General features: G+C 71.6%; 26 protein-coding genes and 2 tRNA genes. 18 read left to right on the forward strand and 10 right to left on the reverse strand.

From position 1 onward, the window contains the following. Positions 1-22: 22 nt before the first annotated feature. Positions 23-976, forward strand: a complete 954-nt coding sequence (locus ABEG17_RS13800) for a GlxA family transcriptional regulator (RefSeq protein ID WP_406830053.1) — start codon at positions 23-25, stop codon at positions 974-976. A gap of 20 nt (positions 977-996) precedes the next feature. Then, positions 997-1,767 (forward strand): fumarylacetoacetate hydrolase family protein, encoded by a 771-nt coding sequence (locus ABEG17_RS13805; RefSeq protein WP_406830054.1) that lies wholly within the window; start codon positions 997-999, stop codon positions 1,765-1,767. An 80-nt stretch (positions 1,768-1,847) separates the two neighbouring features. Here ABEG17_RS13805 and ABEG17_RS13810 read toward each other — a convergent pair whose 3' ends face one another. Next, positions 1,848-2,531 (reverse strand): DUF2306 domain-containing protein, encoded by a 684-nt coding sequence (locus tag ABEG17_RS13810; protein WP_406830055.1) that lies wholly within the window; start codon positions 2,529-2,531, stop codon positions 1,848-1,850. 92 nt (positions 2,532-2,623) lie between these two features. Between ABEG17_RS13810 and gltX the strand changes: the two genes are divergently transcribed. From gltX to ABEG17_RS13835, 5 genes are all read left to right on the forward strand, one after another. Next, complete coding sequence (gltX, locus tag ABEG17_RS13815; RefSeq protein ID WP_406830056.1) at positions 2,624-4,150, forward strand: glutamate--tRNA ligase; 1,527 nt, start codon at positions 2,624-2,626, stop codon at positions 4,148-4,150. Further along, the gene (locus ABEG17_RS13820; RefSeq protein ID WP_406830057.1) at positions 4,147-4,617 is read left to right on the forward strand and encodes an SRPBCC family protein; all 471 of its coding nucleotides are present in this window, start codon (positions 4,147-4,149) and stop codon (positions 4,615-4,617) included. Before gltX ends, ABEG17_RS13820 begins: the two co-directional genes overlap by 4 nt. Next, positions 4,614-4,826 (forward strand): DUF2945 domain-containing protein, encoded by a 213-nt coding sequence (locus tag ABEG17_RS13825; protein ID WP_406830058.1) that lies wholly within the window; start codon positions 4,614-4,616, stop codon positions 4,824-4,826. The genes ABEG17_RS13820 and ABEG17_RS13825 overlap by 4 nt, the downstream gene beginning before the upstream one ends. A 117-nt stretch (positions 4,827-4,943) precedes the next feature. Further along, positions 4,944-5,015 (forward strand) — tRNA-Gln (locus tag ABEG17_RS13830). 108 nt (positions 5,016-5,123) lie between these two features. Further along, positions 5,124-5,196 (forward strand) — tRNA-Glu (locus ABEG17_RS13835). Positions 5,197-5,285: 89 nt separating this feature from the next. Here ABEG17_RS13835 and ABEG17_RS13840 read toward each other — a convergent pair. Continuing rightward, the gene (locus ABEG17_RS13840; RefSeq protein WP_406830059.1) at positions 5,286-5,888 is read right to left on the reverse strand and encodes a MerR family transcriptional regulator; all 603 of its coding nucleotides are present in this window, start codon (positions 5,886-5,888) and stop codon (positions 5,286-5,288) included. Positions 5,889-5,947: 59 nt separating this feature from the next. Between ABEG17_RS13840 and ABEG17_RS13845 the strand changes: the two genes are divergently transcribed. Further along, positions 5,948-6,466 carry a monooxygenase family protein gene (locus tag ABEG17_RS13845; protein ID WP_406830060.1) on the forward strand — a complete coding sequence of 173 codons (519 nt, stop codon included), beginning with the start codon at positions 5,948-5,950 and terminating at the stop codon, positions 6,464-6,466. On the opposite strand, the gene ABEG17_RS13850 is transcribed toward ABEG17_RS13845, so the two are convergent. Further along, positions 6,367-7,134 carry a nitroreductase family deazaflavin-dependent oxidoreductase gene (locus tag ABEG17_RS13850; protein WP_406830061.1) on the reverse strand — a complete coding sequence of 256 codons (768 nt, stop codon included), beginning with the start codon at positions 7,132-7,134 and terminating at the stop codon, positions 6,367-6,369. The two genes, ABEG17_RS13845 and ABEG17_RS13850, sit on opposite strands and share 100 nt — an antisense overlap. Positions 7,135-7,224: 90 nt before the next feature. Next, entirely contained in the window at positions 7,225-7,968 is a 744-nt protein-coding gene (locus tag ABEG17_RS13855; RefSeq protein ID WP_406830062.1) for an IclR family transcriptional regulator, read from the reverse strand. A gap of 142 nt (positions 7,969-8,110) precedes the next feature. On the opposite strand from ABEG17_RS13855, the gene leuC reads away from it, so the two are divergent. The 4 genes from leuC to murA all read left to right on the forward strand — a co-directional run bounded on the left by leuC (position 8,111) and on the right by murA (position 12,745). Then, the gene (gene leuC, locus ABEG17_RS13860; protein ID WP_406830063.1) at positions 8,111-9,592 is read left to right on the forward strand and encodes a 3-isopropylmalate dehydratase large subunit; all 1,482 of its coding nucleotides are present in this window, start codon (positions 8,111-8,113) and stop codon (positions 9,590-9,592) included. Next, a complete protein-coding gene (gene leuD / locus ABEG17_RS13865) occupies positions 9,592-10,185 on the forward strand; it encodes a 3-isopropylmalate dehydratase small subunit (RefSeq protein ID WP_406830064.1) in 594 nt (197 codons plus the stop codon). The genes leuC and leuD overlap by 1 nt, the downstream gene beginning before the upstream one ends. A 406-nt stretch (positions 10,186-10,591) precedes the next feature. Then, entirely contained in the window at positions 10,592-11,335 is a 744-nt protein-coding gene (locus ABEG17_RS13870; RefSeq protein ID WP_406830065.1) for an HU family DNA-binding protein, read from the forward strand. A gap of 93 nt (positions 11,336-11,428) precedes the next feature. Beyond that, positions 11,429-12,745, forward strand: a complete 1,317-nt coding sequence (gene murA / locus ABEG17_RS13875; protein WP_406830066.1) for a UDP-N-acetylglucosamine 1-carboxyvinyltransferase — start codon at positions 11,429-11,431, stop codon at positions 12,743-12,745. A 62-nt stretch (positions 12,746-12,807) separates the two neighbouring features. On the opposite strand, the gene ABEG17_RS13880 is transcribed toward murA, so the two are convergent. Together ABEG17_RS13880 and cofC are read right to left on the reverse strand one after the other, a co-directional pair. Beyond that, positions 12,808-13,026, reverse strand: a complete 219-nt coding sequence (locus ABEG17_RS13880) for a hypothetical protein (RefSeq protein ID WP_406830067.1) — start codon at positions 13,024-13,026, stop codon at positions 12,808-12,810. Between the two features lie 23 nt (positions 13,027-13,049). Continuing rightward, positions 13,050-13,715, reverse strand: a complete 666-nt coding sequence (cofC, locus tag ABEG17_RS13885; RefSeq protein ID WP_406830068.1) for a 2-phospho-L-lactate guanylyltransferase — start codon at positions 13,713-13,715, stop codon at positions 13,050-13,052. 107 nt (positions 13,716-13,822) lie between these two features. On the opposite strand from cofC, the gene ABEG17_RS13890 reads away from it, so the two are divergent. Both ABEG17_RS13890 and ABEG17_RS13895 read left to right on the forward strand, forming a co-directional pair. Continuing rightward, positions 13,823-14,584 (forward strand): lysophospholipid acyltransferase family protein, encoded by a 762-nt coding sequence (locus tag ABEG17_RS13890; RefSeq protein ID WP_406830070.1) that lies wholly within the window; start codon positions 13,823-13,825, stop codon positions 14,582-14,584. Then, complete coding sequence (locus ABEG17_RS13895; RefSeq protein WP_406830071.1) at positions 14,581-15,579, forward strand: NAD(P)H-dependent glycerol-3-phosphate dehydrogenase; 999 nt, start codon at positions 14,581-14,583, stop codon at positions 15,577-15,579. The genes ABEG17_RS13890 and ABEG17_RS13895 overlap by 4 nt, the downstream gene beginning before the upstream one ends. Before the next feature lie 19 nt (positions 15,580-15,598). Here the strand turns inward: ABEG17_RS13895 and ABEG17_RS13900 are convergent, their stop codons facing one another. Continuing rightward, positions 15,599-16,675 (reverse strand): trans-sulfuration enzyme family protein, encoded by a 1,077-nt coding sequence (locus ABEG17_RS13900; protein WP_406830072.1) that lies wholly within the window; start codon positions 16,673-16,675, stop codon positions 15,599-15,601. Between the two features lie 74 nt (positions 16,676-16,749). Between ABEG17_RS13900 and ABEG17_RS13905 the strand changes: the two genes are divergently transcribed. Then, positions 16,750-17,883 carry a D-alanine--D-alanine ligase family protein gene (locus tag ABEG17_RS13905; RefSeq protein WP_406830073.1) on the forward strand — a complete coding sequence of 378 codons (1,134 nt, stop codon included), beginning with the start codon at positions 16,750-16,752 and terminating at the stop codon, positions 17,881-17,883. A 211-nt stretch (positions 17,884-18,094) separates the two neighbouring features. Here ABEG17_RS13905 and ABEG17_RS13910 read toward each other — a convergent pair whose 3' ends face one another. After that, the gene (locus tag ABEG17_RS13910; protein ID WP_406830074.1) at positions 18,095-18,574 is read right to left on the reverse strand and encodes a hypothetical protein; all 480 of its coding nucleotides are present in this window, start codon (positions 18,572-18,574) and stop codon (positions 18,095-18,097) included. 1 nt (position 18,575) lies between these two features. Next, positions 18,576-18,809: an Lrp/AsnC family transcriptional regulator gene (locus ABEG17_RS13915; protein ID WP_056915180.1), complete on the reverse strand. Its 234-nt coding sequence runs from the start codon at positions 18,807-18,809 to the stop codon at positions 18,576-18,578. A 163-nt stretch (positions 18,810-18,972) separates the two neighbouring features. Here ABEG17_RS13915 and thiL point away from each other — a divergent pair, with 163 nt between their 5' ends. Then, the gene (gene thiL, locus ABEG17_RS13920; protein WP_406830075.1) at positions 18,973-19,938 is read left to right on the forward strand and encodes a thiamine-phosphate kinase; all 966 of its coding nucleotides are present in this window, start codon (positions 18,973-18,975) and stop codon (positions 19,936-19,938) included. A gap of 190 nt (positions 19,939-20,128) precedes the next feature. Here thiL and rpmB read toward each other — a convergent pair whose 3' ends face one another. Continuing rightward, complete coding sequence (gene rpmB / locus ABEG17_RS13925; RefSeq protein WP_055814433.1) at positions 20,129-20,323, reverse strand: 50S ribosomal protein L28; 195 nt, start codon at positions 20,321-20,323, stop codon at positions 20,129-20,131. 178 nt (positions 20,324-20,501) lie between these two features. Between rpmB and ABEG17_RS13930 the strand changes: the two genes are divergently transcribed. Continuing rightward, positions 20,502-22,190 (forward strand): DAK2 domain-containing protein, encoded by a 1,689-nt coding sequence (locus ABEG17_RS13930; protein WP_406830076.1) that lies wholly within the window; start codon positions 20,502-20,504, stop codon positions 22,188-22,190. A 2-nt stretch (positions 22,191-22,192) separates the two neighbouring features. Continuing rightward, positions 22,193-24,481: an ATP-dependent DNA helicase RecG gene (locus ABEG17_RS13935; protein ID WP_406830077.1), complete on the forward strand. Its 2,289-nt coding sequence runs from the start codon at positions 22,193-22,195 to the stop codon at positions 24,479-24,481. Positions 24,482-24,492 lie beyond the last annotated feature (11 nt).

Here is a 24,492-nt window from a genome sequence, read left to right on the forward strand (position 1 = left end):
GTTCGCGTGGCATGATGACGCCATGGCGCTCACGACGATCGCGGCCCTGGCCACGAACCCCATGGCGATGTTCGAGATGTCAGTGGCCTGCGAGGTCTTCGGGCTCGACCGCACCGACGACGGTGTCCCGCCGTTCACCTTCATCACCTGCGGCGAGCAGGCCGGTCAACCCGTGGCGACGACGAGCGGCGGGCAGTTCGTGCCGAGCCACTCCTGGGCCGACGCCGTCGACGCCGACCTCGTCGTCATCCCGGCCGGTGGCGTCCGCGAGAGCTACCCGGAGGCGTTGCTCGAGACGATCCGTGAGGCGCACCGCCGAGGCGCGACGATCCTGTCCATCTGCACGGGAGCGTTCGTCCTGGGGGAGACGGGCCTGCTCGACGGCCGGAGCGCCGTGACGCACTGGCGCTACGCCGAGGAGTTCGCCCGTCGCTTCCCGCGGACGAGGGTCTCCATGGACGTCCTCTACATCGACGAGGGCTCCATCATCACCGGGGCGGGCACCGCCGCCGGCATCGATGCCTGCCTGCACCTGGTGCGTCGCGAGCTCGGGTCTGCGGTCGCGACCCGGATCGCCCGGCGCATGGTCGTCCCGCCGCAGCGCGACGGCGGCCAGCGCCAGTACGTCGAGGCGCCCCTGCCGGAGACGAGCTGCGAGAGCATCCAGCCGGTGCTCAACCACATCACCGAGAACCTCGACGAGCCGCACACCGTGCCCGACCTGGCCCGCCTGGCGATGATGTCCGAGCGCACCTTCGCCCGACGGTTCGTCGCCGAGACCGGAACGACCCCGCACCGGTGGATCGTGCAGCAACGGGTGCTGCGCGCCCGCGAGCTGCTCGAGCAGACCGACCTGCCGGTCGACTCGGTCGCCTCGCACAGCGGCTTCGGCTCGGCCGCCTTGCTGCGCACCCACTTCCAGTCCGTCGTCGGCACCTCGCCGCAGCGCTACCGCCGGGAGTTCTCCGCGCGCTGACCGCCGATAGGCTCGGGGTCATGCGCATCGCGAGATTCACGACGGGTGAGGACCCGGTCTTCGGACTGGTCGACGGGGCAGGGGAGAAGATCGCCGAGATCACGGGCGACCCCCTCTACACGAAGATCGAGCTGACGGGCGCGACCCACCTGGTCGAGGACGTCCGCCTCCTGGCGCCGGTCATCCCGCGCAGCAAGGTGATCGGCATCGGCAAGAACTACGCCGACCACGCCAAGGAGATGGGTGGCGAGGCCCCCGCCGAGCCGCTCATGTTCCTCATCCCCAACACCGCGGTCGTGGGTCCCGGTGAGCCGGTCGTGCTCCCGCCGGTCACCTCCGAGGTCCACTACGAGGGCGAGCTCGCCGTCGTCATCGGCCGGATCTGCAAGGACATCGAGCCGCAGGACGTCGCCAAGGTCATCTTCGGCTACACCTGCGCCGACGACGTCACCGCCCGCGACCTGCAGCGCGGCGACGGCCAGTGGGCCCGGGCCAAGGGCATGGACACCTTCTGCCCCATCGGTCCGTGGATCGAGACCGACCTGGACCCTGGAGCCCTCTCGCTGCGCACCCGCCTCGACGGTGACGTCGTCCAGGACGGCACGACCGCCGACATGGTCCACGACGTCGCCACCTTGGTCTCCCACGCCTCCAAGGCCTTCACCCTCCTGCCCGGTGACGTCATCCTCACCGGCACGCCCGCGGGCGTCGGTCCGGTCGAGGCCGGCCAGCGTGTGGAGGTCGAGATCGAGGGCATCGGCACGCTGTCCAACCCGTTCGTCCGCCGCTGAGCGCCTGACACGCCTGAGGTATGGCGCGAAGCCGGCCCGCGCCATACTTCTGGGTGTCGAGCGGGGCGCGGTCGCGCGGTTCAGGCGTCCGGGGCCGGGGTGCGGCGCAGCCACCACTCGGCGAAGGCGACGTGCATGGACAGCCCGAGCCAGAACGCGATCCCGAACGTGGCGCGCAGCGGCATGGTCTGATCGCCCATCCCGAGCAGCCCGATCTGGATCCCGGTGAAGATCCCGACCCAGATGCGGATCGTCGCGACCCCCAGGCCCACAGCGAACGCCCTGATCATCCACCGTCGGTGCTGCGCCACCTGACCACCCCGGATGGCGCGGAAGGCGAGGACGAGGCAGGCGACGAACCACGACCCGAACACCAGGGTCGCGGTCGTCTCCGCCCCTCCACCCCAGGCGAACACGATCCCGAGCACGACCGAGAGCACGCCGGAGAGGAGCGCGCACCCGAGCAGCACCCGACCCAGTCGTCGGTGGCGCGCGTAGGACCGGCTCCGGAAGCGGCGTGAGAGCTGGAGCGGTGCGCCGAGGAGGTACACCACCCCGGGGGCCATGTGGCCGTAGGCGAGCCAGGGGTGGGCGACGTACTTCTTGGCCAGGTCGTCGTCCGGCACGGACCCGTCCGCGAGGTGCGGGACGTCCGTGACGAGCCGGATCACGAAGAACACGAGGATGATCGCCACGAGCACCGCGATCATGACGCCCACGGGGCGCACCCGTGGACCGCGCTCCTGCCGCATCGACGTGGTCACCATGGCAGTCTGGGTCGGTTCGCCCGGAAAATCCATGGGCGACCCCGTCGCCGCGCCCGGCACCGACGTCACTCCCTAGAATCGGGTCCACCATGAGTGAGCAGACCCCCACCGCCCCCCGCCTGCGCGTCGCCCCGTCACCCACCGGTGACCCGCACGTCGGCACCGCCTACATGTCGTTGTTCAACCTCGCGTTCGCGCGACAGCAGGGTGGCTCGTTCGTCCTGCGCATCGAGGACACCGACAGGGCGCGCTTCCGTGAGGACAGCGAGCAGCAGGTGTTCGACACGCTGCACTGGCTGGGGCTGCAGTGGGACGAAGGCCCCGATGTGGGCGGTCCCTACACGCCCTACCGGCAGTCCGAGCGGCTGGACACCTACCGCCCCTACGTCGAGCGGCTGCTCGCGGAAGGCAAGGCGTACCACTGCTGGTGCTCCACCGAGCGGCTCGCCACCATGCGCGAGATCCAGCAGAAGTCCAAGCTGCCCACCGGGTACGACCGCCTGTGCCACGGCAAGACCCGTGAGGAGCGCGCCGAGCTGCCCGGGTTCTCCGAGACGCCTGTCGTGCGGATGCTCATCCCCGAGGACGTCGAGCTGCACTTCGAGGACCTCATCCGTGGGCGTGTCTCGGCACCGCGCCCGGACGACCAGGTGATCCTCAAGGCAGACGGCTTCCCGACCTACCACCTCGCCGTCGTCGTCGACGACCACGAGATGGGCATCACCCACGTGGTGCGCGGCGAGGAGTGGATCTCCAGCACCCCCAAGCACATCCTGCTCTACCGCTGGCTCGGGCTGGAGCCGCCGAAGTGGGCGCACATGCCCCTGCTGCGCAACACCGACAAGTCCAAGATCTCCAAGCGCAAGAACCCCGCGGCCCGGCTGACGTGGTTCCGCGAGGAGGGCTACCTCCCCGAGGCGCTGGTGAACTTCCTTGCGCTGCTTGCCTATCCGCCGAAGGAGGGTGAGAGCGGCGAGGACGTCGAGGTCTTCACCTTCGAGGAGTTCTCGGCCGACTTCGACTGGCGCAAGGTCAACCCTGTCGGGCCGATCTTCGACCTCAAGAAGCTCGAGTGGCTCAACGGCGTGCACATCCGCGGTCTGCAGGTCGGTGACCTCGCGTCCCGCCTGCTGCCCCATCTCGAGCGCGCCGGTGTCCTCTCGGGCAACCCGTCCCTCGGCGAGCTCAGCCGCCTCGAGAAGGTCACCGAGCTCATCCAGACGCGCATGGCGCTGCTCACCGAGGCACCCGCCCTCGTCGGGCCGTTCTACGCCGCCGACGACGCCATCGTCATCGCGGACGACGCGCGGGCCCAGCTCAAGGACGACGCCGGTGAGGTCCTGGCTGCCGCCGTCACCGCGCTCGACGCGATCGACGACACGGCGAGCGGGCCGCTCGGCTCGGAGAGTGGGTGGACCGCCTCGGTCATCGAGGCGGCCCTGCGATCGGCCATCGTCGAGGGCATGGGGATCAAGCCCAAGTTCGCCTTCGGCCCGTTGCGCACCGCGGTCTCGGGCCAGCGGATCAGCCCGCCGTTGTTCGAGTCCATGGAGATCCTGGGCAAGGCCTCGACGCTGGCTCGCCTCACCCGGCTCCGCGACGAGCTCGCCGCATGACGCGCGTCGTCTCCTCGTCCGTCGACATCGACGCGTCTGCCGACGTGGTCTTCGCGATCCTCGCCGACCCGCGCCAGCACGCCCGCATCGACGGCTCGGGCTCGGTGCGGGAGGCCGTCTCGGGTCCTGCCCGGCTGAGCCGGGGCGCGACGTTCGGGATCGACATGAAGATGGCCGGGCTGCCCTACCGGATCAGCAACCGGGTCGTGGAGTTCGAGGAGGGCCGGCTGATCGCGTGGCGGCACTTCGGCGGTCACCGTTGGCGCTACCTGCTCGAGCCGGTGGGGGAGGGCACCCGGGTGACGGAGTCGTTCGACTACTCGATGTATGCCGCGCCGCAGCGGCTCCTCATCGAGGCGCTGGGCTTCCCCGCGCGCAACCGTCAGGGCATCGCGGCGACCTTGCACAAGCTCAAGTCCGTGGCCGAAGCCGACGCCGCGACGACCGATGAGGGGGCACGACGGTGAGCCTGCGCAAGGGAAGCGCCGTGTCCTGGTCGTGGGGCCAGGGCACTGCCGAGGGGAAGATCAGCGAGGTGCACCACGACTCGGTGAGCCGGACCGTCAAGGGGTCGAAGATCACCCGCAACGGCACGGACGACGACCCCGCATACGTCATCGAGCAGGAGGACGGGACCACCGTCCTGAAGCTGCGCAGCGAGCTGCTCGAGTCCTGATCGGGGTGCTCCTCGGACAGGCTCGGGAGCCGATTTGGGCAGGGTGCGGCTGACCGGTAGTATCGCTTCTCGGTTCACCCCATGAAGGCCTTCGGGCGCGCTGGGCGTGATACCCCTTGGGGTATGGTGTAATTGGCAACACTACGGTTTCTGGTACCGTCATTCTAGGTTCGAGTCCTGGTACCCCAGCTCTGGCGCAAGTCCCTTGGGACACACGCCGATTCGGAGAAACGCCGCACCGTCGGATATCGTTCTCTCCGCTGCCCGGAGCCGCAAGACGCCGGACAGAACAGCTAGGGCCCCGTTGTGTAGCGGCCTAGCACGCCGCCCTCTCAAGGCGGTAGCGCGGGTTCGAATCCCGTCGGGGCTACACGCGCAAGGCCCCCACCCATCAGGGCGGGGGCCTTCGCGCTTGTCCGGGGCGCCCAAGGCTCAGCCGTGCGACGCGCTCACTGGGCGTCAGGAGCGTCGGGCGCTCACCGACTCCTGGGCGAGCCGGCGCAGGGCGACGAGCACGGGGTCGACCATGACGGTGCCGACCACGACGGTGTGCATCGCAGCGGCGGGGCTCTCCGCGGCCAGTGCCACGTCGAGGTCCACCGTGGCCACCTCGGCCATCGCCGAGGCGTATCGGCGCAGCGAGTCCAGCGACAGCTCCACCCCGGCGGCCCGCGCCGCGGACACCGCCGCGCTCAGCGCCCGCAGGGCCGGAGCCTCCGGCCACACGGGCCACCCAAGGTCGGCCACCAGGGTGGCGACCTCGTCGCTGACCGGCCCCTGGTCGCCTGGTGTCGGCAGGGCGCAGTGCGCCACGCCGAGCAGCTCATGGCGCGACGGCGGGGGAGCGGTGAGCGCAGCCACGATGGCGTGCGCGCCCGCGATGCCCACGCCCCCGTGCTCGACGAGGGCCCGGACGAGGCGGACGCGCTCGACATGCTCGGCGCCGTACTCCGCGCGAGTGCGGCTCGTGGCCTCGCCCGGCATGAGCAGGCCCTCACGCAGGTAGTACTTCAGGGTGTGGAGGGGCACGCCTGTCGTCTCGGCGAGCTCGGAGATCCGCATCGGTGCGCTCCTGGGTCTTGACTTCGGATAGTTCCACTGTCCAATATGGCAGGACGCTGATGGACAGCGCTACTATCCAAGGAGAGCGTCTGGTCGAGCGCGTCACCCACGCCTACGAGGGCCCCCTCGCTGTCTTCCTCATCGGCCTGCGGGTCCACAAGCCCTGGCGCCTGGGTGTGGTCGGCTCCGCCGTACGAGCCATGCCGAAGATGATCGTCGAGCTGGAACACAACAAGGCGGCCGCGGCCCGCGGCGAGGCGCAGTCCCTGGGCTACCTCGGGAGCCGCTCGACCGTCCACGGCCTGGGCACCACGATGATCCAGTGGTGGCGCAGCGTCGACGACATCTACGCCTACGCCAACGCGACCCCGCTCGAGCACCGGCCCGCTTGGCTCGCCTTCTACCGGGCCGCGCGCACCGACCCTTCCGCGGTGACGATCTGGCACGAGACCTACGCCGTTTCGGCGGCGGAGAGCGTCTATGCCGGGCCGGCGCCGTTCGGCCTCGCCGCGATCGCCGGCACCATCTCGGTGGGCCGGCGCGGGGAGACCGCCCACGAGCGGATCGCCCGACGGTAGGAGTGCGCGACGTCGCGGTGGCAGCGGTCAGCGCCGGGAGGTGCGCCCGCCTCCGGACGGGGGGCGGCCCGTCGGGCCGGGTGTCTGCGCACGACCGACCTCAGGGTGCACGCGAGTCCGGCGGCGGCCGCCCAGAGCCAGGCCCGGTCGGCAGCCAGGGGGGCCGGGCCCCTGCCGCTGGTGACCTCGAGGCGCAGCAGGTGCAGCCGCCGCCAGTGGGCGCGCACGTCCTCGTCGGTGTCGACCAGGCCCTGCGAGGCGAGGTACTTGCCGAAGTAGGCGGCGGCGAAGTGGCGCAGGGCGCCGACCACCTCCATCGCCTCGGCCTCGTCGGCCAAGGGCATCGCCCGGACCACTGTGGTCTCCCCGTGCCACTGCACCGTCGCGACAGGGTCCGCCAGGAGGTTCCTGAACCACTGTGAGCGGCCGCCGTACGGGCACCAGAGGTAGGTGTGGCCGTGCACGACGTGTGGGTAGACGGCCACGTGCCGAGGCAGCCCGGTGGAGCGGCCGGTGGTCGTGACGACCATCCACACCCGCCCCGTGAGCGGTCCGAGCCCGAGCCGCCACAGGTACAGGGGCACGCCAATCAGCCTGCGCGACCACCAGAGGTCGAGGTAGCGGGTGGTCTGTGTACCCTCCCGGGGTGCCGTGCGTGGCTGGGTCATGGGACCAGCGTCGTTCGGCCCTGGCAGGCCCGCCCGGGTCCAACGTCCCGCCGCAGGTGCCGTCCCCGCCGTGGCGGCGGACGGCGGTGCTCAGGCGTGGTTCTGCTGCTGCTGCTGGGCGTGGTGGCGGGCGAGGACCTCGCTGAGCTTGTTGGCGCCGGCGATCACCGTGGCCGCGTGCAGGCGGCCGGGCTGGCGCGAGAGGCGCTCGATCGGGCCGGAGATGGAGACCGCGGCGACGACCCGACCAGACGGGCCGCGCACCGGCGCGGACACCGAGGCGACCCCGGCCTCGCGCTCGCCGACGCTCTGCGCCCACCCGCGACGACGGACGCCGGACAAGGTGGTGGCGGTGAACTTGGCCCCGTGCAGGCCGCGGTGCAGGCGATCCGGCTCCTCCCACGCGAGCAGCACCTGGGCGGCAGACCCGGCGAGCATCGAGAGCGTCGCGCCGATCGGGATCGAGTCGCGCAGGCCGACCGGACGCTCCGCGGCGGAGACGCAGATGCGGTGGTCGCCCTGGCGCCGGAACAGCTGGGCGCTCTCGTTCGTGTGGTCCCGCAGGGCGCCGAGCACCGGCCCTGCGGCGGCGAGCAGCCGGTCCTCGCCGGCGGCCGCTGCCAGCTCGGCGAGCCGGGGCCCGAGCACGAAGCGACCCTGGAGATCGCGGGTGACCAGGCGGTGGTGCTCCAGCGCCACCGCCAGCCGGTGGGCCGTCGGGCGGGCCAGTCCGGTCGCGGTCACCAGCTGCGCAAGGGTCGACGGGCCGGCCTCGAGGGCACCCAGGACGATGGCTGCCTTGTCGAGAACGCCGACCCCACTCGTGTTGTCCATGGGATGATATTGCCGTCTCATTCGATGAGACGCAAATCCGGGCCCCTCCTGTGCGTGCCAACGTGGGAGATCCGCGCGGCGTGGCGCACCGACGAAACACGCGCGCGAGCGGGACGCAGCAGGCGACGGAGGAGTGGGACACGTGTCAGGAACTTTGGCCGAGAAGGTGTGGGACGCGCACGTGGTGCGTCGGGCGGAAGGCGAGCCGGACCTCCTCTACATCGACCTCCACCTCATCCACGAGGTCACCTCGCCGCAGGCGTTCGACGGCCTCCGGCTCGCCGGCCGGACCGTCCGCAGGCCGGACCTCACCCTGGCGACCGAGGACCACAACGTCCCGACGACCCCCGGGCCCATCACCGACCTGGTGAGCAAGACCCAGGTCGACACGCTGCGGCGCAACTGCGAGGAGTTCGGAGTCCGCCTCTTTCCTATGGGCGACGCCGAGCAGGGGATCGTCCACGTCGTCGGCCCGCAGCGCGGTCTGACCCAGCCCGGCATGACGATCGTCTGCGGCGACAGCCACACCTCGACGCATGGTGCGTTCGGCGCGCTGGCCTTCGGGATCGGGACCTCCGAGGTCGAGCACGTCATGGCGACCCAGACGCTGCCGCTCAAGCCGTTCAGGACGATGGCGATCAACGTCGAGGGCGAGCTCCAGCCCGGTGTCACCGCCAAGGACATCACCCTGGCGGTCATCGCCAAGATCGGCACCGGCGGCGGCCAGGGCTACGTCCTGGAGTACCGCGGCAGCGCCATCCGCGCCCTGTCCATGGAAGCCCGCATGACCGTGTGCAACATGTCGATCGAGGCCGGTGCCCGGGCCGGCATGATCGCCCCCGACCAGACCACGTTCGACTACCTCCGGGGCCGCGACCACGCCCCGACCGGCGACGACTGGGACGCCGCGGTCGCGGACTGGACGCTGTTGCGCAGTGATGACGACGCGGTCTTCGACGCCGAGGTCGACCTCGACGCCACGTCGCTGACGCCGTTCGTCACGTGGGGCACCAACCCTGGCCAGGGTCTCCCGCTCAGCGCCGCCGTGCCTGATCCCGAGACGATGGCTGACGACAACGAGAAGGCCGCCGCTCGGCACGCCCTGGAGTACATGGGCCTGACCGCCGGCACGCCGCTGCGGGAGATCAAGGTCGACACGGTCTTCGTGGGCTCGTGCACCAACGGCCGGATCGAGGACCTGCGTGCCGCTGCCGAGGTGCTCAAGGGCCACCAGGTCGCTGACGGCGTGCGAATGCTCGTCGTGCCCGGCTCGGCGCGGGTCCGCCTGCAGGCGGAGGAGGAGGGCCTGGACCAGGTCTTCACCGCGGCCGGCGCCGAGTGGCGCCTGCCCGGCTGCTCGATGTGCCTGGGGATGAACCCCGACCAGCTCGCGCCGGGGGAGCGCAGCGCCTCGACCTCCAACCGCAACTTCGAGGGGCGCCAGGGCAAGGGCGGTCGCACCCACCTCGTCAGCCCGCTGGTCGCCGCAGCCACCGCGCTGCGCGGCACCCTCTCCAGCCCGGCCGACCTCGTCGGCGCCGGTGTGGGGCCCGGTGTCGGGTCAGGCGACGCGACGACCGCCAGCGAGTCCACCACCCAGTCCGTGACCGAGGGGAGCCACTGATGGACGCCTTCACGACCCATACCGGTATCGGGGTGCCGCTGCGCCGCAGCAACGTCGACACCGACCAGATCATCCCCGCCGTCTACCTCAAGCGGGTCACGCGCACCGGGTTCGAGGACGGTCTGTTCGCCGCCTGGCGCCGCGACGAGACCTTCATCCTCAACAACCCCTCGTATGCCGCCGGGTCGGTCCTCGTCGCCGGCCAGGACTTCGGGACGGGCTCTTCGCGCGAGCACGCTGTCTGGGCCCTGATGAACTACGGCTTCCGCGTGGTGCTGTCGTCGAGGTTCGCCGACATCTTCCGCGGCAACAGCGGCAAGCAGGGGCTGCTCACCGCCCAGGTGGCCCAGGACGACATCGAGCTCATCTGGAAGTACCTCGAGAACGAGCCGGGTGCGTCGGTGACCGTCGACCTGGTGTCCCGGACCGTCACGGCCGGGGAGATCGTCGCCCCCTTCGAGGTGGACGACTACACCCGTTGGCGCCTGCTCGAGGGCCTGGACGACATCAGCCTGACGCTGCGGCACGAGCAGGACGTCACCGAGTTCGAGACCAGACGACCCGCCTACAAGCCCTCCACCACCGTCGGCTGAGCGCGCGGCGCGCCGACACGGCGCGAAAACCTTGACTGGGCAAGACAACGCCCGTCCGAAGGGCCCCGGCCGGGCAGGCCGGGGCCCTTCCGCATCCCCCGCAAGGGATTGTCCGGGCGGAGAGCATGCCCGGATCTCATTGTGCTGCAACGTCATCCGCAGAAAGGTGCAGGTGGATGCCGGTGTGCGCCGCCCACCGTGCCGGCGGGTGCGGCAGTGCTCGCGGGCCCGGTCGGTGGGTCTGGATGTCGCCTTAATCCGTTGCGACACAATGGATCAGCGGCTTGCGATGGTGGACTCGCACGCCCAACAGCCCTAACGTCAGACTCACGTCGGGCAGTGGCTCGGCCGCCCACCTCGTCGGACCAAGGGTGTCCGGCACCACCAACCCTGTGGAGGGGAAGCCGTGAACAAGGCAGAACTGATCAAGGAGCTCGAGTCCCGGCTCGGCAGCCGCAAGGCGGCAAGTGAGGCACTCACCGCCGTCGTCGACGTGATCATCCGTGAGGTCGCCAAGGGCGGCAGCGTCGCCATCACCGGCTTCGGCACCTTCGAGCAGGCCGCTCGGGCAGCCCGGACCGGCCGCAACCCGCGCACCGGTGCGTCGGTCAAGATCAAGAAGACCGTGGTGCCCAAGTTCCGCGCGGGCTCGGCCTTCAAGGACGTCGTGAAGAACCCACGTTCGCTGCCCAAGGCCGCCGTGGCCGGGGCTCGTGCCGCTGCGGGCACGTCCAAGGCAGCCACCGCCAAGAAGGCGGCCCCTGCCAAGAAGGCGACTGCCACCAAGGCGGCCCCCGCCAAGAGGGCCGCCGCGACCAAGGCGGCTCCGGCGAAGAAGGCGGTCGTCACGAAGGCGGCCCCCGCGAAGAAGGCTGTGGCGACCAAGGCGGCTCCGGCGAAGAAGGCAGTCGTCAAGAAGGCGGCCCCCGCGAAGAAGGCAACGGCCACCAAGGCAGCTCCGGCCAAGCGGGCCGCGGCGACGAAGGCCGCTCCGGCGAAGAAGACGACGGCCACCAAGGCTGCCCCGGCCAAGCGGGCCGCCACCAAGGCGGTCCCCGCCAAGAAGGCCGCACCGGCCAAGAAGGCTGCTGCCACGAAGGCGGCTGCGGCGAAGAAGACGGCAGCCAAGCGCACGGCCAGGAAGGCCTGACGCCGCTCCTGACCCAGCCACGACAGAGGCCGACACCCCGAGGGGTGTCGGCCTCTGTCGCACCCTCGATCGGGCGGGTGGGATGCTTGCGCCATGGCAAACATCCTCACCGTGAATGGCGGCTCGCCGTTGGTCGGAGACCTCGAGGTCCGCGGGGCCAAGAACCTGGTCTCCAAGGCGATGGTGGCGGCGCTCCTGGCGGAGGGTCCGTGTCGTCTGCGCGGTGTCCCTGAGATCTCGGACGTCAAGATCGTCTCAGGGCTCCTGGAGCTGCACGGCGTGAAGATCGACTCGACCGACCGCGACGGTGAGCTGCTGCTCGACCCCACCAACGTCGAGCAGGCCCACGTTGCCGACATCGACGCGCACGCCGGCTCCTCCCGGGTGCCGGTGCTCCTGTGCGGGCCGCTGCTGCACCGCCTCGGCGAGGCGTTCATCCCCGACCTCGGCGGCTGCAAGATCGGCGAGCGCCCGATCAACTACCACCTCGACGTGCTGCGCCAGTTCGGTGCCGACGTCCAGAAGCGTCCCGAGGGTCTGCGGCTCACCGCCCCGGACGGCCTCAAGGGCACCCGGATCAAGCTCCCGTACCCCTCGGTCGGGACGACCGAGCAGGTGCTGCTCACCGCGGTCCGCGCCCAGGGCGTCACCGAGCTGCGCAATGCCGCCGTCGAGCCCGAGATCCTCGACCTCATCGCCGTGCTGCAGAAGATGGGCGCGATCATCAGCGTCGAGACCGACCGGGTCATCAAGATCGACGGCGTGGACCGGCTGGGGGGCTACGACCACCTCGCCATCCCCGACCGCATCGAGGCGGGCTCGTGGGCGTGCGCGGCCTTGGCGACCAAAGGCGACATCTACGTCCGCGGGGCCCAGCAGCAGGCGATGATGCCGTTCCTCAACGTGTTCCGGAAGATCGGCGGGGACTTCGACATCGACGACGAAGGCATCCGCTTCTGGCACGCGGGTGGCACGCTCAACTCCCTCGTGCTCGAGACCGACGTCCACCCCGGCTTCATGACCGACTGGCAGCAGCCGCTCGTCGTGGCCCTCACCCAGACCAGCGGCCTGTCGATCGTCCACGAGACGGTCTACGAGAACCGCCTGGGCTTCACCGAGGCACTGGGGGAGATGGGCGCGGTCGTCCAGCTCTACAAGGAGTGCCTGGGCGGTTCGCCGTGCCGGTTCGGCCGCGCCAACTTCCGCCACAGCGCCGTCATCTCCGGCCCCACGCCCCTGCGTGGCGCCGAGATCACCGTGCCCGACCTGCGCGGCGGCTTCAGCTACCTCATCGCGGCGCTGGCCGCAGAGGGCCAGTCCAAGGTCCACGGGATCGAGCTCATCTACCGCGGCTACGAGCGCTTCTCCGAGAAGCTCGACTCGCTCGGCGCCGACTACGAGGTCGGCTGACCAGCGGTCGGAACCTGGCCGGCGGCCGGCGGCCGAAGACTGGCCGGTCGTCCGCAGACCACCTAGCCGATCACCTGGTCGTCACCGATGCCGACGATCCAGAGCCTGGTGACCTCGCGACCACCGTCGCCGAGGACCAGGCTCAGCCGCTGACCGGCACGCAGGTGGCGCAGGGCGCTCGCTGCGAACACGTCGGAGCTGAAGGTGACCTCGAGCCCGTCGTCGAGCAGGAGCGAACCGGCGCCGGTCTGCTCGTCGAAGGTGTGCACGCTGCCCTGCATGGGGGCAGCGTAGTCCGCGGGGCCTAGCGGACGAGCTGGCCGAAGGTCGTCCCGACCAGGACCGCCCGGGTGGCCGGTCCGACGCCCAGCGCCGCCACCGCCGCGAGGGCGGTGTCGTCGTCGACGTCCGTGCGCAGCCGAGGGAGGTCGAGGTCGAGGCGGGTGTGGCCGCCCTCGACGTGGGCCGCGGCCGAGCCGGGGCCGAACCGCGGGTGCAGGCCCGCGCCGTCGACGGCCGTGAGCAAGGAGGTGCCCTCGCCGGCGGCGTCCGGCACCACCGCCAGCCGGTGCGCCGACGCGGCGTCCAGTGCCACCAGCAGGTCGTCCGGCAGCAGCGAGGGCAGGTCGCCGAGCAAGGCTGCGACAGGTGCGCCCGGCGTCTCGCGCAGGACGTGGTCGCGACCGGCCCGGACCGCCGCGTTGAGCCCGGCGCCGGGATCGGTGACCACGACGACGCCCAGCGCCACGGCGACCTCGGCCACCCGCCGGTCGGAGGTCACGACGACGACGCGGGCCGGCGGCATACCGGCGCAGCAGGCGGTGAGGCAGTCGGTGGCGAGGGCGAGCGCGAGGTCCTCGCGGACGACCCCGGGCGGTGGGTGCAGGCGCGACTTTGCTGCCGCGCCGCCCTTGACAGGCACGAGGAGGCGCCACGGGAGGCCGGTGGGTCCGGTGCTCGCAGAGGTCATCATCCTGATCGTCGCAGTGCGGGCGCGGTCACTCGACACCGACCCCCTCAGCAGGGAGGATGCACACTCGACCCGACGCTCCCGAACACGACGACGGAGAACCCCACGTGACCGCCATTGGCGCTCGCCCCCTGCCCTTCGCCTACCGCCTGGCGGTGGCGATCGTGCGACCCCTGATGCTGCTCCTCACCAAGCGGACGTGGCGCGGGACGGAGCACCTGCCGGCCTCCGGCGGCTTCGTGGTGTGTCCCAACCACCTGTCCTACGCCGACCCGTTCACGTTCGCCCACTTCCTCTACGACAACGGGCACCCGCCGTACTTCCTCGGCAAGGAGCAGGTCTTCCGGATCCCCGTCGTGGGAGCGATCCTGCGCGGCGCCCAGCAGATCCCGGTGTATCGCAACACCGGTCGGGCGGCGGACGCGTTCCGGGCAGCCGTGGCAGCGGTCAACGAGGGCAAGTGCGTCGGCATCTACCCCGAGGGCACCCTCACCCGCGACCCCGACCTGTGGCCGATGGTCGGCAAGACCGGTGCGGCGCGGATCGCGCTCACCACCAGGTGCCCGGTCATCCCGGTGGCCCAGTGGGGTCCGCAGGAGATGCTCGCGCCCTACTCGAAGAAGCCCAAGCTGTTCCCGCGCACCCGGGTGCAGATGTCTGCCGGTCCGCCCGTCGACCTCAGCGACCTCTACGACCAGCCCATCACCGGCGCGCTGCTGCGTGATGCGACCGATCGGATCGTCGACGCCATCACGGTGCTGCTCGAGGGGATCCGCGGGGAGAAGGCGCCGTCAGAGCGTTTCGACTCGCGCAAGCACGGGCTGCCCGAGACGGGCAACTTCCACCGCCGCAAGAGGGAGGGAGCGTGACCAGGGCTGCGGTCTTCGGGACCGGCAGCTGGGGCACGGCGTATGCAGGCGTGCTGGCCGACGGGGGCACCCCCGTGACGATGTGGGGCCGGCGCCAGGAGATGGTCGACCAGATCAACGCGGGCAGCAACGAGGACTACCTGCCGGGGATCAGCCTCCCCGAGGGCATCCGCGCCACGACCGACCCCGTCGAGGCGACGGCCGGAGCCGACATCGTCGTCCTGGCCGTCCCGTCCCAGACCCTGCGCGCCAACCTCGCCCAGTGGAGCCACGCGTTGCCCACGGACGCGGCGATCGTCTCCCTGATGAAGGGTGTCGAGCTCGGCACGACCAAGCGGATGAGCGAGGTCATCGCCGAGGCCGGCGCGATCGAGCCGGGGCGCATCGTCGTCGTCTCGGGGCCCAACCTGGCCAAGGAGATCGCGCAGAAGCAGCCGGCGGCCAGCGTCGTCGCCTGCGTGGACGAGCGGGTGGCCGAGATGGTCGCCGAGGCCTCCAACCCGGCCTACTTCCGCCCCTACACCTCCAGCGACGTCATCGGCGTCGAGCTCGGCGGCGCGGTCAAGAACGTCATCGCCCTCGCCGTCGGCATGGCGGAGGGTCTCGGCATGGGCGACAACTCCAAGGCCTCGATCATCACGCGCGGGTTGGCCGAGACCTCCCGCCTGGGCATGAAGCTCGGCGCGGACCCGGTGACGTTCGCCGGCCTGGCCGGGGTCGGTGACCTCATCGCGACCTGCATGTCGCCGTTGTCCCGCAACCGCACGTTCGGCCTCAACCTCGGCAAGGGCATGAGCGTCGAGGAGGTCATCGCTGTGACCAAGCAGACGGCCGAGGGCGTGAAGTCCTGCGAGTCGATTCTCCAGCTCGCCCACGACCACGGGGTGTCGGTGCCGATCATCGAGCAGGTCGCCGCGGTGGTGCACGACGGCCGCAGCCCCAAGGAAGTGGTCGGGGCCCTCATGCTCCGCGCCCTGAAGAACGAGGCCGAGTAGCCGGTCAGGTCAGCGCAGGTCAGGCCAGGCGCAGGGCCTGGTCGAGGTCGTGCCAGAGGTCCTCGACGTCCTCGATGCCGACCGAGAGCCGCAGCAGGTCCTCCGGGACGGTGAGGGGCTCGGCAGGGTGCCGGCGACGACGCTCGATCTGCGACTCGACCCCACCGAGGCTGGTGGCGTGGGTCCACAGGGTCGTCGCCGCGGCGACGCGTTCGGCAGCCTCGGCCCCGCCGGGCACCTCGATGGCGATGATCGCCCCGAACCCGGGGTACCGCGCGGTCCGCACACCGGGGTGGCCCTCGAGGCGGCTCGCCAGCTCGCGGGCGTTCGCGGTGGCCCGCTCGAGGCGGACGTGCAGGGTGCGCAGTCCGCGCAGGGCCAGCCAGGTCTCCATCGGGCCCGCGATGGCACCACCGAGGAGCCGGGCCGTGGACAGGCGGGTGCGAAGCTCTGCGCCGGCTTCCGTCGCCGCGGTGACGAGGGCGCCGAGGATGACGTCGGAGTGGCCCGAGAGGTACTTCGTGACCGAGTGCAGGACGACGTCGACGCCGTCCTCGAGCGGGCGCTGGACGAGCGGGGTGGCGAAGGTGTTGTCGCACACCGTCACCGCGCCGGCCTCACGGGCCATCGCCGCGAGGGCCCGCAGGTCCGACACCTCGAGCATCGGGTTGGTCGGGGACTCCAGCCAGAGCATTGCTGCGCCGTCGAGCGCCTCGCGCACCGCCGTCTGGTCTGTGGGGTCCACGCGGCGCACCCGTGCGGCACCGGTGCCGGCCAGCTGGTCGAGCAGCGCCGTGGTGCCGTTGTAGGCGTGGTGGGGGACCACGACGGCGCCGCCGTGCGGGACCAGCGAGATGGCCGCCGACACCGCAGCCATGCCAGAGGCGAAGACGAGCGCGTCACCGCCCTCGAGCGAACCCAGCGCCTCCTCGAAGGCCGTCCAGGTCGGGTTGCCACCTCGCGCGTAGTTGACCGGACCGTCCGCGATGTAGGTGGAGGAGAACTCCAGCGGCGCGTTGACACCGGCCCCGGGAACGCGGGGCTGGCGACCCAGGGCGACGACGCGGGAGGCGGGGGACAGCTGCTCGTGGCTCACCGGGTCAGCGTAGGCGGCGTGCCCCGCGAGCCGTGCTCCGTGCCCGCCCGATGGGCGGGATACGCTCGGCCGCGATGACTACGGACCAGCCCGAAGCCCCCCGCAAGCCCCGCGTCGCCATCGTCTTCGGTGGCCGCTCGTCGGAGCATGCGGTGTCCTGTGCGACCGCGGCCGGGGTCATGCGCGCCATCGACCGCGACGCATACGACATCGTGCCCATCGGGATCTCCCGCGACGGGCACTGGGTGCTCGCCGACGGTGACCCCGAGCACCTCGAGCTCGCCGCCGACCGCACGCCCGAGGTGCTGCCCGAGGGGGCCGGGGTCGTCGTGCCCCTGGCCACCACGGACCGCACGCTCGTCACCCTCGAGGCCAGCGAGGTGCCGAAGTCGCTCGGCGAGGTCGACGTCGTGTTCCCGTTGCTGCACGGGCCGTTCGGCGAGGACGGGACCATCCAGGGCATGTTCGAGATGGCCGACATCCGGTATGTCGGCTCCGGCGTCTTCGCCTCGGCCGCGGGCATGGACAAGCACCACATGAAGGTCCTGTTCGCCGGTGCCGGGCTCCCGGTCGGACCGTATGTCGTGATCACCGACGCGCAGTGGCGCCGCGACAAGGCGGCCGCCATGGACGCCGTCGCCGCGCTGACCTACCCGGTGTTCGTGAAGCCGGCGCGCGCCGGGTCGAGCATGGGCATCTCGAAGGTCTCGACCCCCGAGGCCCTCGAGGGCGCGATCGAGGCGGCGCGCACCCACGACCTCAAGGTCGTCGTCGAGCAGGGGATCGTCGGCCGCGAGATCGAGTGCGCCGTCCTGCAGGGCCGCGGCACCGACGCGCCACGGGTCTCCCACGTCGGGGAGATCGAGGTGACCACCGAGGGCGGCCACGAGTTCTACGACTTCGAGGCCAAGTACCTCGACGACGGCGCGGTGCTGTCCTGCCCGGCCAGCGTCCCCGACGCCATCGCCGCCGAGGTGCAGCGGCTGGCGGGGGAGGCGTTCGAGGCGCTGGGGTGCGAGGGGCTGGCGCGGGTCGACTGCTTCTACACGGAGTCCGGCGACGTGGTCATCAACGAGATCAACACGATGCCCGGCTTCACTCCGCACTCGATGTACCCCCAGATGTGGCAGGCGACGGGGCTGGGCTATCCCGAGCTGATCGACGAGCTGCTCCAGCTCGCCCTGACCCGCCCCGTCGGGCTCAGGTAGCCGCACCGGTCTCAGGCGTCCGAACGTCCTCGGTCGCAGGTCCGGTCGCGGGGTGGGCAGGGGGCACTCGGCCCGCGTCCACTCGCACCTCCGCTTCGCTCCGGTGCTCCCGCCAGACCCACCAGCGGTCCTCCGTGCCCCCTGCCCACCCCACTCCCTCTGGAAGCGCTCGCCCTGCGCTCACCGAGCGCGGGGTCGGCGGGTCGAGGGGTTAGCTGCAGGTGCGGTTGGTGGCCGGGAGGGCCTTGGCGGCGGGGTTGAAGGCGGGCAGGAGCAGGGGCGCCGGCGCGTAGGCGTTCGGGACGAGGACCTCGATCGCGGGATCACGGCCGAAGGTGGTGAACCTGACGCCGTCGCTGAGGGGCTGGGCCACCCAGTCGACGCCGTCGACGTCGAGGCACTGGTCTGAGGTGGGGCCGAGGGCTGGCCATCCGCAGGTGGCGACGATGGCGGGGTCGCCCCAGACGCGGATGTCCCGCCGGTCGCCCCGGTCGGCGACGAAGGCGTCCGTGGAGGGCTGTCGGCCGACCGTCGACGGCATCAGCGGCATGGCGCGCTCGCAGGCGGCCGTGTGGGTGGGAGCGGCGACCTCTATCCCCCGCGGCCACACGGCATACAGCACACCGCCGGCCACCCCGAGGACGAGGAGGCCGGCGGCGACGAGCAGGCGCCGGCGGGCGGCGCGGGGCACGTCAGACGTGGACGACGGTGCAGGTCAGGGTCCGGGTGATGCCCGGGACGTCCTGGATCTTGGCGATGACGAGCTTGCCCAGCTCGTCGACGGTGTTGGCCTCGACGCGGGCGATCACGTCGTACGGGCCGGTCACGTCCTCTGCCAGGACCACACCGGCGATACCGGCGATGGCCTCTGCGACGGTCGCCGCCTTGCCGACCTCGGTCTGGATCAGGATGTAGGCCTGGACCACCACTGAGCACCTCACGTCTGTCGAAGATGGAACTTGTCTCTCCGGTTCGTCAGGACGTCGGTGTCCCGAGAACCAGACCGCGGCGGAACGCCGCGGCTGGGGCAGACGCTACCGTGCCGGTGTCCCGGCCGTCTTCCCCGGCCTGTCACGAGGAGGTCAAGTCATGGTCACGGCCGGTCGCACGCTGGCGCAGGTCTCGGAGGCGTCCCTGCTCGCCGAGATCTTCCCGTTCTTCCCCGCCCGCGAGGGCGTGCTCGTGGGTCCGGGTGACGACGCGGCGGTGCTGGTCACCAGCGGCTCGGTCGTGGTCACGACCGATGCCATGGTCCGGGGGCGTGACTGGGTCGACGAGTGGTCGACCGCGGCGGACGTGGCGACGAAGGCCTTCACACAGAACGTCGCCGACGTCGCCGCGATGGGCGCAGTCCCCACCTCCCTGGTCGTCACCCTCGTGGCGGACCCGGCGACGCCGGTGGACTGGGCGGTCGAGTTCGCGCGGACGCTGGGCGGGCTCGCCCACGAGCTGGGGGTGGCCGTCGCGGGAGGAGACCTGTCGTCGGCGCCGGCCGACACGGTGATGGTCTCGATCACTGCCCTGGGGGACCTGGAGGGACGAAAGGCGGTGCTGCGCAGCGGTGCCCGTCCCGGCGACACCATCGCCGTGCACGGCTCACTCGGTCGCTCCGCCGCCGGGCTGTTGCTCCTCCAGCAGGACGCCTCGGCGCGCGCGGAAGGAGACGGCGCTCGCGCAGAGTGCGTCGCCCACCACCTGAGGCCCCGCACGGACGTGACGGCGGGACCGGCGGCCGCGGACGGCGGCGCCACCTCGATGCTCGACGTCTCGGACGGGTTGTTGCGCGATGGCTCTCGTATCGCTGCCGCGAGCGGCGTGTGCCTCGCCCTGGAGTCCGTCCTGCTGGAGCCCGACCTGGCGCTCCTCGGCGAGGCCGTCGGTGACGGGGCGCTCGAGTGCGTCCTCGCCGGGGGCGAGGAGCACAGCCTGCTCGCGACCTTCGCCGGCGAGCTCCCGCCCGGGTGGCGGGCGCTGGGACGGGTGGAGGCTGGCCAGGGCGTCACCCTCGACGGCGTCCCCCAGCAACCGCGCGGCTGGGACCACTTCGCCGGCTGACCCAGCCCGGCGGCATACCGATGTCCCGCATCCGAGGTCCCGGGACGTCCGGGATCCCGGGTTTGGGGGCACAGGGGTGAGCCCTGACTCACCGTGCTGCCCCCAAACGCGGGGTAGGGCGCGGGGGGACGACGAAGCCGACCGTCCCGCGAGGGGAGGGTCGGCTTCGGTCAGTGCCGGTAGGGCAGGGTCAGCGCTTGACCTTGCCGGCCTTGAGGCACGAGGTGCAGACGTTGAGACGCTTCGGGGTCACGCCCGCGTCGCCCACCAGAGCCTTGACGCGCTGGATGTTGGGGTTCCAGCGACGCTTGGTGCGGCGGTGCGAGTGCGAGATGTTGTGACCGAAGCTCGGTCCCTTGCCGCAGACGTCGCAGTTGGCAGCCACGGGGTTCTCCTGAAATTCGATGGTGATCAAGACTGGGATCGTCCCGGGCCGGATGCGGGCACAGGCCAGCACCACGAAGGACCACGGGAACCGGTCAAGAGTAGCCGAGGAGGAGTCCTGCGACCAAAACGAGGCCGTGACGGTACTGGCCGACGGTGCTGGGCACTAGCCTGCCATCGTGCTCGAAGCCCTCTCTGCCGTCGATGCGCGGCGGTGGGCCGTGCTCACGCGGATGGCGTTCGCGGCCCGCCGCGCGGAGATCGACGCGCTCAACGTCTTCCCCGTCCCCGACGGTGACACGGGCACCAACCTTTACCTCACGCTCGACGCCGCGCTGGACTCCGTGCGGGCCGAGCACGAGAAGGCCGGGATCCTCGGCACGGCCACCCTGGAGCAGGAGTGCTCGGCCCTGTCGCGCTCGATGCTGCTGACCGCGCGCGGCAACTCCGGGGTGATCCTGAGCCAGCTGGTGCGCGGGTTCGCCGAGGCGATCGCCGACAGCGGCCTCCCGGAGGCGGGGCCGGCGGTGATCGCCGACGGTATGGCGCGAGCCAGCGCCCGCGCCTACGCCAGCGTCGTGCGCCCGGAGGAGGGCACCATCCTCACGGTGGCCAAGGCTGCGGCCGAGGCCGGTGCCGCCGCGGTGGACGAAGGCCTTCCCGCCGTCGCGGAAGCCGCGCTGGACGCGGCGACCGAAGCCCTGGGCGAGACCACCCACCAGCTGGCCGCGCTCGAACGCGCCGGGGTCGTGGACGCCGGCGCGGCCGGCTACCTCCTCCTGCTCGAGGCGCTCGCGCGCGTGGTGCACCAGGACGGGGCCCACGTCGGCGAGCGGATGGAACCGTTCGCCGAGGACCCGTCGCTGCGCCGCCGTGAGGAGTGGAGCCGCCAGGGTGGCCCGGTCGAGCCGACGGGACGCACTGGGGGTGCGCCCACCAGCGGTCGCGACGGCACCTCGGGTGGGCCGGCCTACGAGGTGATGTACCTCCTGCGCGACAGCGACGAGGAGCGGGCGTCCGTCCTGCGCGACGTCCTGGACGGGCTCGGTGACTCCCTGCTCGTGGTGGGCGGTCCCGACCTCTGGAACGTCCACGTCCACGTCGACGACGTGGGTGCGGCGATCGAGGCGGGCCTGGACGCCGGGCGCCCCTACCGCGTGCGGGTCACCCACTTCGCCGACCAGGTCGCCCACCGCCAGCCCGCGACGGGCGTCGCCGTGGTGGCCTGCGCCGCGGGGCCGGGTCTCACCGAGGTGTTCGAGGGGGCGGGTGCGGTCGTCGTGACCAGCGGTCCGGGGCAGCGCGCCTCGGCCGGCCAGCTGCTCGACGCGATCCGCGCCTCGCACGCCCTGTCGGTGATCGTGCTGCCCAACGACCGCGACACCGAGATGGCGGCCCGCGCCGCAGCGAGTGCCGCCGAGCAGGAGGGGCTCGAGGTCCACCTGGTGCGCTCGCGGACCGCGGTGCAGGGCCTGGCGGCGTTCGCGGTGTTCGACGAGACCGCCTCGGCTGCCCGCAACGCGGCGGAGATGAGCCACGCCGCGGCAGCGACCCGCCACGGGGCCGTCGCCCTCGCGAGCAAGCAGGCGCTGACCAGCGCGGGTCCGTGCGAGCCCGGCGACGTCCTCGGTGCCGTCGGGGGTGATGTCGTCGTCGTGGGGCACGACCTCGCCGAGGTCGCCATCGACGTCGTCCGCCGACTTCTCGGCAGCGGTGGCGAGCTGGTCACCGTCATCGGTGGCGAGGGCGCCCCCGACGGGCTGGCCGAGGACCTCGGGGCACGTATCGCGCGTGGTCACCGCGACGTCGAGGTCACCGTGATCGACGGTGGCCAGCCGCACTACCCGCTGCTGCTGGGAGTCGAGTAGGCGTGGTCGACGAGAGCACCAAGCTCGACAAGGTCCTGGGGGCCCGCACCGCCGGCACCCTGGCCAAGCACCGCAACCTGGTGACCGTCGGTGACCTCCTTGAGTTCTGGCCGCGCCGCTACCTCGAGCACACCTCCGACCTCTCGGACCTGCACGTGGGCAAGTACGTCGTCGCCGTCGCCGAGGTCAAGACCTCCGTCACGCGCAGGATGCAGAAGCGGCGCGGCGAGATGCTCAACGTCACGATCACCGACGGGCGCAACGACGTCGACCTCGCGTTCTTCAAGGCGTGGGGCCACAAGGACGTGCTCCTGCCCGGTGTCCGGGCGGTGTTCGCCGGCGAGGTCGGGATGTACCGCGGACGCTGGCAGCTGACCCACCCGGCCTACCAGGTCGTCGAGGGCGGGCTCGGCACCTCCGCGACCGATCGCGGGCCGATCCCGGTCTACCTGCAGGTCAAGGGCCTGCAGAACTGGTCGGTGGCCGAGTGCGTGCGCATCGTCTTCGACCACCTCGAGGAGGTGCCCGACCCGCTGCCCGCGACGCTGCGCTCGCGTCACGGCCTGCCCGGGCGGCTCGAGGCGCTGCGCGGGATCCACGTGCCCGCGGCGTTCCCGGAGGTGCAGCGAGCCCGCCACCGGATGCGCTACGAGGAGGCGCTGGTCCTGCAGACCCTGCTCGCCCAGCGCCGCGCCCGACAGGCGGCCGACCGGACGACGGCGCGGACCCCGCGCACGGGAGGGCTGCTGGCGGCGTTCGACGCGCGGCTGCCGTTCGAGCTCACCGCGGGCCAGCGGGAGGTGGGTCGGACCCTCGCCGAGGAGATGGCCCGCGACGTGCCGATGAACCGGCTCCTCCAGGGCGAGGTGGGTTCGGGCAAGACGATCATCGCGCTCCGGGCCATGCTCGCCGCGGTCGATGCCGGGGGACAGGCGGCCCTGCTGGCGCCGACGGAAGTCCTTGCGGCACAGCACCACCGGTCGATCACGGCGATGCTCGGCGACCTCGCCGAGGGGGGCCTGCTCGGTGGCAGCGAGATCGGCACCCGCGTGGCCCTGCTCACGGGCAGCCAGCCGACGGCCGCCCGCCGCGAGAACCTCCTGCAGGCCGCGAGCGGTGACGCCGGCATCGTCATCGGCACCCACGCGCTCATCCAGGAGAAGGTGCAGTTCCAGGACCTCGCCCTCGCGGTCGTCGACGAGCAGCACCGGTTCGGCGTCGAGCAGCGAGATGCGTTGCGGGAGAAAGGAACCCAACCTCCCCACGTCCTCGTCATGACCGCGACGCCGATCCCACGCACGGTCACCATGACGGTGTTCGGCGACATGGAGACCTCGACCCTGTCCGAGCTGCCACGCGGCCGTTCGCCGATCGCCACCCACGTCGTGCCGTCCGAGCGTGGAGCGTGGGTGCAGCGCACGTGGGAGCGGGTCGCCGAGGAGGTTCGCTCCGGCAGGCAGGCGTATGTCGTGTGCCCGCGCATCGGCGACGAGTCCGGCTCGGCGGGGAGTGCGGTCTCCGCCGACGACGAGGAGCTGCCGACCACGCCGGTGACCGCGAACGGCGCGCGGTCGCTCGACGTGCAGGACGACGACGAGGACGTCGAACCCGCTGACGCCGAGGGCTCCCAGCAAGGTGGCGCCGCCGCCCCTCGCGAGCTCGCCAGCGTCTATGCCGTCGAGGCGGCCCTGCGCGAGAACCCTGCTCTGGCAGGGCTTTCCATGGCCGTCCTCCACGGGCGGATGGCTCCCGAGGACAAGGACGCGGTCATGGCGGCGTTCAACGCCGGGGAGATCCAGGTCCTCGTCTCGACGACCGTCATCGAGGTCGGTGTCGACGTGCCCAACGCCACCGTCATGGTGGTCGTCGACGCCGACCGGTTCGGGGTCTCGCAGCTCCACCAGCTGCGCGGGCGCGTCGGCCGTGGCCGCCACGCCGGGCTGTGCCTGCTCATGACGTCGTCCGAGACCGAGGCGTCGATGGAGCGCCTCGAGGCGGTGGCCGGGACGACTGACGGCTTCGAGCTCGCCCGGCTGGACCTGCAGCTGCGGGGAACCGGCGACGTCCTCAGCGGGAAGCAGAGTGGCGGGGGCAGGTCGGGTCGGGCGATGGGGCGCGGCAGCTTCCGGTTCCTGTCCCTGGTGCGCGACGAGGAGATCATCCTCGAGGCCCGCGACGACGCGACCGCTCTCGTCGCTCGCGACCCCGAGCTGACCACGCACCCCGAGCTCGCTGCGGCCGTGGCCGACCGGCTCGACGCCGAGCAGGCCGCCTTCCTCGAACGGGGCTGAGGGCGCGAAAA

Source organism: Pedococcus sp. KACC 23699 (assembly GCF_045348425.1).
GTDB lineage: Bacteria > Actinomycetota > Actinomycetes > Actinomycetales > Dermatophilaceae > Pedococcus.